Annotated in this window: 5 protein-coding genes and 1 pseudogene; all 6 read left to right on the top strand. The window is 47.7% G+C overall.

The features are described from left to right. On the top strand, positions 1-561 hold a 561-nt coding region (locus ACK5NH_RS06890), incomplete at its 5' end, for a transketolase-like TK C-terminal-containing protein (RefSeq protein ID WP_416918630.1). Positions 562-573: 12 nt separating this feature from the next. Further along, positions 574-2,580 carry a dihydrolipoyllysine-residue acetyltransferase gene (gene aceF / locus ACK5NH_RS06885; protein WP_416918628.1) on the top strand — a complete coding sequence of 669 codons (2,007 nt, stop codon included), beginning with the start codon at positions 574-576 and terminating at the stop codon, positions 2,578-2,580. Positions 2,581-2,729: 149 nt separating this feature from the next. Then, positions 2,730-4,157: pseudogene (gene lpdA / locus ACK5NH_RS06880) on the top strand (dihydrolipoyl dehydrogenase). Positions 4,158-4,296: 139 nt separating this feature from the next. Further along, positions 4,297-8,760 (top strand): EAL domain-containing protein, encoded by a 4,464-nt coding sequence (locus ACK5NH_RS06875; protein ID WP_416918626.1) that lies wholly within the window; start codon positions 4,297-4,299, stop codon positions 8,758-8,760. Between the two features lie 230 nt (positions 8,761-8,990). Further along, the gene (locus ACK5NH_RS06870) at positions 8,991-11,207 is read left to right on the top strand and encodes a patatin-like phospholipase family protein (RefSeq protein WP_416918624.1); all 2,217 of its coding nucleotides are present in this window, start codon (positions 8,991-8,993) and stop codon (positions 11,205-11,207) included. Between the two features lie 209 nt (positions 11,208-11,416). Further along, positions 11,417-13,459 (top strand): M13 family metallopeptidase, encoded by a 2,043-nt coding sequence (locus ACK5NH_RS06865; RefSeq protein ID WP_416918622.1) that lies wholly within the window; start codon positions 11,417-11,419, stop codon positions 13,457-13,459. Positions 13,460-13,496: the final 37 nt, after the last annotated feature.

Genomic DNA, 13,496 nt, shown 5'->3' with positions numbered 1-13,496 from the left:
CCAGAAGGCGCAGAAGTTGGCATCGTTAAAGGTATCTACAAGTTAGAAACCGTTGCCGGCTCGGGTAAAGGCAAAGTTCAGTTAATGAGCTGTGGCACCATTCTTGAGCAAACCCGCAAAGCGGCTCAAGCACTGGCAAAAGACTTCGGTATCACTGCCGACGTATTCAGCGTAACCAGCTTCAACGAACTGACTCGCGATGGTCAAGCGGTTGAGCGTTGGAACATGCTGCACCCAACTGAAACGCCAAAACAAGCGTATATCAGCCAAGTGATCTCCAGTGATGCGCCTGCAATCGCAGCAACTGACTACATGAAGATCTACGGCGAGCAGTTACGTGCTTACATGCCAACCGATTACAAAGTGTTAGGTACTGACGGTTTCGGTCGCTCAGACAGCCGTGATAATCTACGTCACCACTTCGAAGTGGACGCTAAGTTCATCGTTATCGCGGCACTGAAGTCACTGGTTGATCGTAAAGAGCTGCCTGTTGATGTGTTAGCGAATGCCATCAAGGAATACGGCATCGACGCTGACAAGATCAATCCACAGTACGCGTAAGAGGCAATAAAAATGGCTGAATTAAAAGAAGTTTTTGTTCCTGATATCGGCGGCGATGAAGTACAGGTTATCGAAATCTGTGCTTCTGTGGGCGATACCTTAGCAGCGGAAGAGTCGATTCTGACCGTTGAAAGCGACAAGGCGACAATGGATATTCCTGCGCCTTTCGCAGGTGTGTTAGCCGAATTGAAAGTGGCCGTCGGTGACAAAGTCAGCGAAGGTACTTTAATTGCGATGATGCAAGCAGCGGGCGCCAGTGCGCCTGTTGCTCAAGCTGCCGCACCTGCGCCAGCAGCACCTGCTCCAGCTCCAGTACAAGCGGCGCCAGCTCCTGTGGCTGCTGTGCCAGCGACGGGCGCAACCCAAGTGGTTGAAGTCACTGTGCCGGATATCGGTGGTGACACCGATGTGTCTGTTATCGAAGTCTTAGTCGCCGCTGGCGATAAGATTGATGTTGACGCTGGTCTTATCACGCTTGAAACCGACAAAGCGACCATGGACGTACCATCGCCATTCGCGGGTGTGGTAAAAGAAGTGAAAGTGGCTGTGGGTGAAAAGGTTTCTCAAGGCTCATTAGTGATCATGCTCGAAGTGGGCGGCGCGGCACCTGCCGCAGCGCCACAAGCGAGCGCGCCAACAGCCTCTGCACCTGTCGCTCAAGCGGCTCCTGCAGCGCCAGTTGCTCCAGTCGCAGCTGCGGCACCAGTGGTTGCGGTTAAAGAAATCCAAGTGCCAGATATTGGCGATGCGAGCAATGTCGATGTGATCGAAGTGCTCGTTTCTGTGGGCGATGACATCACAGTTGATCAAGGCTTAATTACCCTTGAAACCGATAAAGCGACCATGGAAGTACCTGCGCCATTCGCCGGTAAACTGTTGTCGTTAACCGTTAAAGTGGGTGACAAAGTTTCTCAAGGTAGCGTGATCGCGACGGTTGAGACTGTAACTGCAGGTAGTGCACCAGCGCCAGTAGCTCAAGCCGCAGCGCCCGCACCTGTCGCCCAAGAAGCGGCACCAGCTCCTGCTGCAGCGCCTAGCCGTCCACCTGTGCCACATCACCCAAGTGCGGGTGCGCCAGTGGCGACCGGTGTGGTTCATGCGTCTCCTGCGGTTCGCCGTTTGGCCCGTGAGTTTGGTGTGGATCTCACTCAAGTGACGGGTTCTGGCCGTAAAGGTCGCATCATGAAGGAAGACGTACAGGCGTATGTGAAGTACGAACTGTCTCGTCCGAAAGCGACTGCGGCAACTTCAGTTGCAGCGGGTAACGGTGGTGGTTTGCAAGTGATTGCCGCACCGAAAGTGGATTTCAGCAAGTTTGGTGAAGTGGAAGAAATTCCATTAAGCCGTATCCAGAAGATCTCTGGTCCAAACCTGCACCGCAACTGGGTAACTATTCCCCACGTGACTCAGTTCGATGAAGCTGATATCACCGAGATGGAAGAGTTCCGTAAGCAGCAGAACGATGCGGCGGCGAAGAAGAAAGCCGATTATAAGATCACGCCGCTGGTCTTTATGATGAAAGCTGTGGCGAAAACGCTGCAACAGTTCCCTGTGTTCAACTCAAGCTTAAGCAGTGACGGCGAATCACTGATCCAGAAGAAGTACTACCACATCGGTGTGGCGGTTGATACGCCAAACGGTCTAGTGGTACCAGTGGTACGTGACGTGGATAAGAAAGGCATCATCGAGTTATCTCGTGAGCTGGCCGATATTTCTGTCCGTGCCCGTGACGGTAAGCTGAAGTCTGCCGATATGCAGGGCAGCTGCTTCACTATTTCAAGCCTAGGTGGCATTGGTGGTACTGCGTTTACCCCAATCGTTAACTACCCAGACGTGGCGATTTTAGGTGTGTCTAAATCTGAAATTAAGCCTAAATGGAATGGTAAAGAGTTCGAGCCTAAATTGATGTTGCCACTGTCGCTATCATACGATCACCGCGTGATCGATGGTGCAATGGCTGCACGCTTTAGCGTGACACTGTCAGGAATTCTGTCCGATATTCGTACTTTGATTCTGTAAACAAATAAGGCTGCTCATCTTGAGTGGCCTTTTGTTTATTGTGATCAGTATCAAACACAGGTTAAAATGCGCCCACCTTACGCGCTGGCGCATTTTCGGTTGGCAGGATTGCTCTCCTCCAACGGATTGAATGAGAATTAGAGGAAAACATGAGTAACGAAATCAAAACTCAGGTAGTGGTATTAGGTGCTGGTCCTGCTGGATATTCTGCAGCTTTCCGTGCGGCTGACTTAGGTCTGGAAACCGTTATCGTTGAACGTTTTAGCACTTTAGGTGGCGTGTGTCTGAACGTGGGTTGTATCCCATCTAAAGCCCTGTTACACGTTGCTAAAGTCATCGAAGAAGCGAAAGCGGTTGCTGCACACGGTGTAGTTTTCGGCGAACCAACAATCGATTTAGATAAGTTACGCAGCTTCAAGCAAAAAGTAATCAGCCAATTGACTGGTGGTTTGGGCGGCATGTCCAAAATGCGTAAAGTGAACGTAGTTAACGGCTTCGGTAAATTCACTGGCCCTAACAGCCTTGAAGTGACTGCTGAAGACGGCACTGTGACCGTGGTTAAATTCGACCAAGCGATCATCGCAGCCGGTTCTCGCCCAATCAAACTGCCATTTATTCCCCATGAAGACCCACGTATTTGGGATTCGACTGACGCTTTAGAGCTGAAAGAAGTTCCAGGCTAGTTACTCGTTATGGGCGGCGGTATCATCGGTTTAGAAATGGGTACTGTGTACTCTTCTCTGGGCAGTGAAATCGATGTGGTTGAAATGTTCGACCAAGTGATCCCTGCGGCTGATAAAGACGTTGTTCGCGTATTCACTAAGCAAATCAAGAAGAAATTCAACCTGATCCTCGAAACTAAAGTCACAGCGGTTGAAGCCCGTGAAGACGGTATTTACGTTTCTATGGAAGGTAAGAGCGCACCAGCAGAGCCAGTACGTTACGATGCAGTGTTAGTGGCAATCGGCCGTACACCAAATGGCAAGCTGATCGACGCTGAAAAAGCAGGCGTTAAGATCGACGAGCGTGGTTTCATCAATGTAGACAAGCAATTACGTACTAACGTACCGCACATCTACGCTATCGGTGACATCGTTGGTCAACCAATGTTGGCTCACAAAGGCGTCCACGAAGGCCACGTAGCGGCCGAAGTTATCGCTGGTATGAAGCACTACTTCGATCCAAAAGTAATCCCATCAATCGCTTACACAGACCCTGAAGTGGCCTGGGTTGGTCTGACTGAGAAAGAAGCGAAAGAGCAAGGTATTGCTTACGAAACAGCGACTTTCCCATGGGCTGCAAGTGGCCGTGCGATTGCTTCTGATTGCAGCGAAGGTATGACTAAGCTGATTTTCGATAAAGACACTCACCGCGTAATCGGTGGTGCTATCGTGGGCGTTAACGGTGGCGAACTGTTAGGCGAAATCGGTCTGGCGATCGAAATGGGTTGTGATGCCGAAGATCTAGCATTAACTATCCATGCTCACCCAACTCTGCATGAGTCTGTTGGTTTAGCAGCTGAAATGTACGAAGGTTCTATTACTGACCTGCCAAATCCAAAGGCAAAGAAAAAGTAAGCTGACTTCTTTTGTAAAAAGCGTCCATTAGGACGCTTTTTTATTGCCTTGATTAAATTGTAACTTTAATGTGAATAAGCGGATGAATTGAGGCTTTTGAACTGCTACAGTAAAACTATGGTATGAAGTAAGTCATCAAATGCAAACAAGAATAACTAAAACTCTTCTGGCATGTTTCATCCTTTTTTGCTCTGGTCTGAACATGGTTTGGGCTAGCGGCTTTGTGCAACGTGTTTTCACCGACAGAGATGGATTAGCCGCCACCAGTATCCGTGGCTTGACCTTAGATGACCATGGTTTTATCTGGGCTGCGACTGAGCAAGGCTTATATCGGGTTAGCAATTCTAAGGTCAGACGTATAGATAAAACGGGTACTGAGTCCCGTATTGCTGATGATTTTCTCAACTCTGTGGTTAATATTGGGCAAGATAAGCTGTTGGTGAGCACTAACGCAGCCCTTTATCTCTACGATATCAGGCGTAACCAATTTATTCTGTTTGGCTCCCCCGATTTATTTCCGCACTTTTCCGGTGGCGCTTTAGTTTCTGCTGCGCGGATGAATGCGCAAAACTGGTTATTGCTGATTGATAATGGCCAGATTTATCAATATTCCTCCACGACTTCTGAACTCAGATTAGTGACTCAGTTTACAGTGAACCGTGACCTTCCTTGGCGAAAACTGCTGGCTTTGCCTAATGAGCAAATGCTACTGGCGGGGCAATTTGATTTACTGTTACTCGATAAGGCTGGTAAAACACTAAGCAAATATCCTTGGACTGAGTCTATGGGAAGCATTCTCGATATGCTTGAGGACTCTAAAAATAGAGTTTGGCTGGCGACAAGCCGCGGAGTTTATCGGTTTGAACCCAGCTCACAGCAACTTGAGGCGATACCTGAATTACCCGATTGGAGCACTGTGATTGCCGAAGGTCCAAAGGGCGCACTGTGGTTTGCCAGCCGTTTTGGCCTCTTAAAATGGACGCCAGAGACACACCAGATAGAAAACTATCAAGAAGAGCTGAAAAAGCAGGCCAATATGGAAATGCTCAAGGCCATGCTTTTCGATGACTCAGGCCTGATGTGGGTGGGCGGCTCCGGCGATGGTTTAGCGCTACTGGCATCGCAGCCCGATTTTATCTTAGAGACCTATACCGCAGATAAACCCTACGCTCTGGGTGATGCCATGATTTGGTCGGTGTTCGCGGCGCCAGAGGGGCTCTGGTTTGGCTCATCCAATGTGATGTTTATTGCCAAGGATACGCAGCAAACCATTGATATCCCGATTGAAGGCTTGCTGCCACACGAAAGTATTTACGATATTAGAGCATTTTCCGAGAATGAATTACTGGTTTCTACCACTACGGGCTTATTTGTGGTTGATAGGACAACCTTCAAGGGGCAGAGCTTTGCACAGTGGATAAATGGACAAGATGAATTTAAAAACAAGCTAGTGTACCGAACCTATATCGATCCTTTGTTAAAGGGGCGTGTGTGGATAGCGAGTTCCAATGGGTTGTATTTCTGGGAACTAGGCTTAAAGTCGCCACAAGCTTTTGATATCGATAAACTCTCCAAGGAGGATGCTGAGCCTAAACGCCCGGCGATTCGAACCTTGCATCGCGCCTCCGATGGCAAACTTTGGATTGGCGGCAAACGGGTTTTTGGTTATCTGGACGAGGCGAATGACTTCCATGATCAGCGCAGCCTATTTAATGGCTTGAGTGCCATGCCGACAGTGAGCCATATTGAGGAGATGTCTCCGGGGGTAATGTGGTTTGGCTCCTACGAAAAAGGATTATTCGAGTATCACCTTAATAGCAGTGAACTTGTTTCGCTTACTGCCCTGTGGCAAGTGAGTTGTAGCTCAGTGTTTTTTATCCAAAAGACCCCTAAAGCGAATCTGGTAGCCTGCGCCGATTCACTGATCCGCCAAGATATTGCGACCGGGCAGATTGCTATGTTCAATCAGCTCGATGGGCTGATTTCCGATGAGATGAACGAAGGGGCTTACTTTTATTCTCCCGAATTGGGCTTGTATCTTGGTACACCGGATGGCGTCATGCACCTCGATGTGGATAAGCTGACCAACCGTATTACCGACGATCATGTGATGTTAGAGTCTGTGTCTGTCTATTACGATAACAGTACGGAAGTTTCCCTATTGCCTCAGCCCATGATGGTGATTAAGCCTGATGCCAACATGGTGAGTTTGCAGATCACAAACCTCGATTATCTCGACGACTCGCCGATTCAATTTAAATATCGGCTGCGCTATCAAGGGGAGGAAGATAACTATGTGTTGCTCCAAGGCGAGTCGCAGATAAATCTCGCCGGGCTCGCTGCGGGTGAGTATGGGCTAGAAATCTTAAGCCAAGTGAATGGGATTTGGTCGGATAAACCCTTCGTTTATCCCTTCAATGTTGAGCAACATTGGTGGTTGACTCAAGGCTTTAAGGGCATATTGCTGCTGATATTTTCGATCATTGCTCTGAGCCTAGCATGGTATCGTCAGCGACAAGTGCGCACTTTTATGGCGATGAACCAAGCGCTGACCGAGAGTGATGATCGCTTGCGCCAGTCGTTGCGTGGAAGTGATTCCGATCTCTGGGAATGGCATCGAGATACCCAGAGTTTTTACCTCGATAACCGTGGTGCCGTTCTTGGTGACCATGCCAATGAGATAGTCGCGACCCTAGAGACGCTCCCTGTCCATCCTGAGGATAGGGGGAAAGCATTAGCCCAGTGGAACAGTATGTTGGCGGGGGAAATTGACAGATTTGAGTCGGAATATCGTTACCAGCGTCGCAGTGGTAATTGGGGCTGGTTAAGGGTTAGAGGGCGTCCTGTGTCGCGTAATCGCACTACCCATGAGATTGAGCGGGTAGCGGGTATTTATAGTGATATTACCTTGCAGCGTCAGCTTGAGGATGAAATCAATCTCCTTGCTCAAGCCTTTGAGAATACCTCCGAGGGGGTGTTGATCTTAGACGTAGATGAAAATATCCGGGTGGCGAATCATGCGGCGCAGCAAATCATAGGATCGGAGCAGAATAATCTCGTCGGCCAATCGTTTTCCCAATTTGTGCAAATGAAGGATGGCCTATCAACTGAAGTACATCAGTTGCTCGGTCACGATAGTTCATGGACGGGGGAACGTGAATTAGTGGGGCAGAATGGGGTGATTTGCCCCGTATGGCTCAACGTCTCTGTGATGCAATCTGCTAGCGATAGCTCGCTGCATTATGTGATTGTATTTTCAGATATCACCGAGCGAAAGCGGACTGAGGCGGACTTAAGGCGACTGGCTAATTACGATGTGTTAACTGGGTTGCCGAACCGATCTTTATTTTCCTCTAGGTTATTACAATCGATACAGATGGCGCAGCAGAGCGGTGAAAAGCTGGCGTTATTATTTCTCGATCTCGACCGTTTTAAGCATGTTAATGATTCCTACGGCCACAGCATGGGCGATGCCTTGCTGGTGGAGGCCTCTAATCGCTTACAGTCTTGTATCGGCAGTGAGCATTTGCTCTGTCGTTTCGGCGGTGATGAGTTTGTTATTCTGCTGAGAAATGCTAACAACCTTAATGAAATTAACCACATTGCCGAGCGATTACTGGCGCAAATTGTGGCGCCATTTAAATTGTTTGGCCGGGAGTTTTATATCTCAACCAGTATCGGCATCAGTATTTGGCCCGATGATGCGGTGCAGCCTGAAGCCTTTATTAAAAATGCCGATCTTGCGATGTACCACGCCAAGGAAGAAGGGCGAGGTAACTTTAAATATTATTCCTCTGAGCGTAATGCCCAGGCCTTATACCATTTACGCTTGGAGGCAGACTTACGTAAGGCCATCGAACGGGAAGAGTTTGAACTCCATTACCAGCCGCAGATTGATATCTTACGGGGCGATAAATTTATTGGAATGGAAGCCTTAATTCGTTGGCGCCACCCAAAGGAAGGGTACATCCGTCCTGATATTTTTATTAAGGTCGCCGAAGCCTGTGGTTTAGTCGTTGAAATCGACCGTTGGGTATTTCGTCGGGCCTGTTTAGATGGTGCTAAATGGGTAAAAAGTTGTGCCACACCGTTTAAATTGTCGGTGAATATTTCGGCGGTGCACTTCCGCCAGCCAGATTTTATTGACGGTATAAAGAAAATCTTGGCAGATACGCAAATGCCCACTTCATCCCTTGGGTTAGAAATTACCGAAGGGGTGTTGATGAAAGAAGTACAAGCTGCGAAAAGTCATCTGACCCAGCTTAAGGCGTTGGGGATTGAAGTCGCCATCGATGACTTTGGCACTGGCTATTCTTCTTTGGCGTATTTACGTCATTTTGATGTGAATACCTTAAAGATCGACCGTTCATTCTTAATTGATATCGCCACAAACTCAGCGGATCAGGCCATTGTTAGCAGTATTATCGAGCTGGCGCGTAATTTGAAATTAACCGTGGTAGCTGAAGGAGTGGAAACCGTTGAGCAGCTGGAGCAAGTCTTTAGCCGCGGTTGTTATATTGTGCAAGGCTATTACTTTGCAAAACCCATGTCGGTCACTGACTTTGAGCGGTATTTACTGCATAAAAATGCGCTGAGTTCTTAAGACTTTGTGTAATTGAACAAGCCGCAGATACGTTTATTTGCGGCTTTTTTGCTGTTATTTTGAGCTGGTTTTGCGGCATTTAAGCTAGTTATTTGACTTAGGGAAAAGATGATGGTGTTTATTTGGTATCGCTTAATCACTCATCGGTTCAGATAAAATATCACTGACGGTTAAATCAATAAATTTGTTAAGATAAGTTGAATTTTTTATCCAATAAAAAGTAGCCCACTATGATGCGTCGAATATTCGCTTCTGTCTTTTTATGTTTATTGTTAACGCCCTTATATGCGGCAGAACGGCCTAAGGTCGGGCTGGTGCTCAGTGGTGGTGGCGCTAAAGGTGCCGCCCATGTTGGCGTACTTAAAATCCTAGAAGAACATCAAATCCCCGTGGACTATATTGCAGGCACCAGTATAGGCGCTTATGTTGCTGGCATGTATTCATTGGGATACAGTGCCAGCGAAGTCGAAGCCATTATGATGGGCGTCGATTGGGATAGTGGTTATTCGGATACCATCCCGCGTAATGTATTGAGCTATCGAGATAAACAGTTACGTGATCGTTACAATATTCCCCTCAATATCGGCTACAACGAGGGTGAAGTGCGTGCACCGAGTGGTTTGTTACGTGGGCAAACCATGTCGCAGTTATTACGTCAATCTACCGATTTAGTACAACAATTTGGCGATTTTGACGCCTTAGCCATTCCTTATCGTGCGGTCGCGACGGATTTAGAAACCAGTTTACCCGTAGTCATTGACCATGGCAGTTTAGTCAAAGCGATGCAGGCGTCTGCGACTGTGCCTGGGGCGCTGCAACCGACTCAGATCGATGGCAAGTTGTTAGTCGATGGTGGAATTGCCAACAACATGCCTGTGGATGTAGTCAAGGCCATGGGCGCAGATATCATTATTGCCGTGGATATTGGCTCTCCGCTGGTGACTAAGGACAAGCTAGATAGCACGATTGCAGTGCTGGACCAGTTATCTAACTTCTTGACCAACGCCAGTACCGAAAGGCAAAAGCAGCTACTGACAGATAGAGACGTACTGATCCGTCCGGCTATCGATGCCTTAAGCACGACTGATTTTACCATCATGCCTTTAGCTCTTACGCTCGGGAAAGAAGCCGCTAATGGTCAGTTGGATAAATTACAGAGCATGAGTGTCAGCACCGAAGAATATGCGGCCTATGTCGAAGCCAAGAAAGCCAAGGGCAAGTTATTAATGGCGGATGTGGCGCATCCAATTAAAGAAATCGTATTCGATAACCAGTCTAAGGTGAGCCTTAACTTATTAAAGGAAACCTTAGAGCTCAAACCGGGCCAGGCCGTCACTAAAGATGAGCTAAACAATGCGTTAAAACGGATTTATGCCTTAAACAAATTTGAGCGTGTGGATGCCGAGTTTGTGGAAGGGGAAGATGGTCGGGTGTTGACTGTGACCACTCGGGCGAAATCTTGGGGACCCAATTACTTCCAACTCGGTTTTAACTGGGAGGACGATTTTAGCACCGAATCGGCCATTAGTTTCGATATGGCCTATACCATGACAGACTTAACTTTCAATGGCGGCGAGTGGCGCAACGAAGTGAAGCTTGGGTTCGAAAAGCTATTTGCGACCGAGTTTTATCAGCCATTGGACAGGGACCAAGAGTTTTATAGTCGAGCCCGTTATCAATACGATATCCACAATTGGGATCTATACGATAACAACAACCGCGCCCTTATCTTTGACAAGAAGACTCACACGGTTGAATTGGGTATTGGTTATAATTATGTTTTACAAGGGTTTATAGAGTTAGGGCTAGTGGCGGAAAAGGGCGTTATCGTCAATGATGCTTGGTTGATTAAGGATTTCGATTTTAAATCCTACGGCGCCTACTTAAGAGCGGGTTATGACAGCTTAGACAGTATCAGCTTCCCGACATCGGGTAACCGTATCACCTTGAACGTCTATGTGCGTAACGAAGATTTTGACGATATCGTCGATAACAATGAGAACGAATATAGCGTGCAGATTGAGGCCGATTGGAAGGGGGCGCTCAGCGTAGGTAATCATGCCTTTGTGGGGAAAGCCTCAGTTGCTACCAACAATAACGATGGGCTCAACACCTTACACTTGTCGGATTTAGGCGGTTTCTTAAATCTGTCTGGCTATCACAAGGACTCGCTGACTGGCGCCCATAAACTCTTTGGCGCATTTGTTTATCAGTATGATTTAGGTCGCGATGCCCTAGGAATGACAGATTATCCGCTCTATTTAGGCTTAAGTTTAGAGGCGGGTAACGTCTGGTTTGAAAGGGACCAAGTCTCGCTCTCTGATCTGATTTACGCCTCAAGCCTATACATAGGCACAGATACTTCTATGGGGCCGGCGGCACTGGGCTTTGGTGTGACCGATATGGGCGATAAGTCCTTGTATTTATTTGTCGGTAAGGCGTTCTAATTACTCTAAGGGCATAACTGAGGTTATGCCCTTTGCTTTTATGTTCAGCACATTATTCCCGTATAGCTTAAAAATCGCCTTTCTACTCGTTTGCTGAAATATCACTAAGTGTCATAACCTTTTACAAAATCTTACTACAGCCAGCCTAGGCAAAATGCTAAGGTTTTGTGGGATAAAATAACAACTTTAAACGGAAGCTGAGGAAAACAATGAAGAAGATTAGCACATTGGCGCTGGGAATAGCCTTGAGCCTAGGTTTAGCCGCTTGCAGCAGCGAGCCTAAAACTGAAGTCGCCGCGGTTTCTGGCATTGAATTACAAAACTTTGATGCCTCAGTTCGCCATCAAGACGATTTTTACTACAGCGTGAACGGCAAATGGTTGGCGAATACGCCTATCCCTGCTGACAAATCTAACTACGGTGCGTTTTCTGTGCTGTACGATCAAAGCCAAGATGCATTGAAGAAAATCATCGATGCCGCTGCTGCCCAAAAAGATGCAGCTCCTGGCTCTAATAATCAAAAAATCGGTGATTTTAACGCGAGCTTTATGAATACCGATCTGCTTGAGACCTTAGGGATTACACCGCTTAATCCTCTGCTGGCGGATATCGCTGCCGTGAAAACCCACGGTGAGTTACCGGCTGTGATGGGCAAATTACTCACCAACGGCTCAGGCATACCCTTTGGTTTTTACGTGAATAACGACGCTAAAAACTCTACCCAATATGCCGTGTATTTAAGCCAGTCAGGTTTAACTCTGCCTGACCGCGATTATTATTTAAAAGATGACGCTAAGTTTGTCGCTAACCGCCAAGCGATGGCGAAGTATGTGACCGATATCCTGACCGAAGCGGGCTACAAGAATGCCAAGCGCGCGGCGAAAAACGTCGCCGACATCGAAATGATGATCGCCAAAAGCCAGTGGAGCCGCGTTGAATCCCGTGATGCTAACAAGGCCTACAACAAGTTAGACCGCGCAGCGCTTGAAAAGCTGACCGGCAAGTTTGATATCAATGCCTTTGCGACCACTGCAGGTCTTGGTGATAAAGTGACTGAAGTGATCGTACGTCAGCCATCTTATTTCGAAAAATTAGGCGCTAATTTTGATGCCTTCCCCGTTTCTGCTTGGCAGGACTATTTAACTTTCCACTTAGTGGATAGCTATGCAGAACTGTTAAGCAAAAACTTCGTTGACCTTAACTTTGCCTTTAAGAGCAAAACTTTAATGGGTATCGAAGAGCAGCAACCGCGCTGGAAAAAAGCCGTGGATGGCGCCGACCAAGTAATTGGTGAGTTGGTGGGTGAGGAGTATGTGAAGCAATACTTCAAACCAGAAGCTAAGGCGCGCATGGAAACCATGATCAAAAATCTGATCATGGGCTTTGAAGTCAGCATCAATGAACTCGAGTGGATGACGCCTGAAACTAAAGTAGCAGCGCAGGAAAAACTGTCTAAGTTTACCTATAAAATTGGCTATCCAGACAAGTGGAAAGACTACACAGCGTTAGAGATCAAGCCTGATGAGCTGGTGGGTAACTATATGCGTTACGCTAACTTCGAATATCAAGACATGATCAACAAGCTAGGTAAGCCAATCGATCGCACCGAGTGGCATATGACGCCGCAAACGGTGAACGCCTATTACAGTCCTGTAAGTAATGAAATCGTGTTCCCAGCAGCGATTCTGCAACCGCCATTCTTCAATATGGATGCCGATGATGCCGTAAACTACGGTGGTATCGGTGCAGTCATTGGTCATGAAATCAGCCATGGCTTCGATGATCAAGGCGCTAAATACGATGGCGATGGCAACCTGCGTGACTGGTGGTCGGATAAAGACCGCGAAGAGTTCCAAAAACGCGGTAAGCAGTTGTCAGCCCAGTACTCTAAGTTTGAAGCGCTGCCTGGTAAGTTTGTAAACGGCGATTTAACCCTCGGGGAAAACATTGGTGACTTAGGTGGTTTAACCGTCGCGGCGCGTGCCTATGAGATGAGCTTAAACGGCAAGCCTGCGCCTGTGATCGATGGATTAACTGGTGAGCAACGCTTCTTCGTAGGTTGGTCGCAGGTATGGCGCCGTAACTACCGTGATGAAGAGCTGGGCCGCCGTCTGTTGACCGATAACCACTCACCAAGCCATTACCGCGCTATGGGTACGCCACGTAACGTCGAAGCTTTCTATAAAGCCTTTGATATGAAAGAGGGCGATAAGATGTATTTGAAACCAGCCGATCGGGTAAAAATCTGGTAATGCATCCACTCTAAACACCAAAAAGCCAGACATTTGT

The organism is Shewanella sp. (assembly GCF_047975355.1).
Lineage (GTDB): Bacteria > Pseudomonadota > Gammaproteobacteria > Enterobacterales > Shewanellaceae > Shewanella.
This window is presented reverse-complemented; position numbering and strand designations above follow the sequence as displayed.

What these genes read in the sequence shown, in the direction of transcription:
- ACK5NH_RS06870 (WP_416918624.1), top strand. Translation starts at nt 8,991, where the DNA reads ATGATGCGTCGAATATTCGCTTCTGTCTTTTTATGTTTATTGTTAACG.
- aceF (WP_416918628.1), top strand. Translation starts at nt 574, where the DNA reads ATGGCTGAATTAAAAGAAGTTTTTGTTCCTGATATCGGCGGCGATGAA.
- ACK5NH_RS06865 (WP_416918622.1), top strand. Translation starts at nt 11,417, where the DNA reads ATGAAGAAGATTAGCACATTGGCGCTGGGAATAGCCTTGAGCCTAGGT.
- ACK5NH_RS06875 (WP_416918626.1), top strand. Translation starts at nt 4,297, where the DNA reads ATGCAAACAAGAATAACTAAAACTCTTCTGGCATGTTTCATCCTTTTT.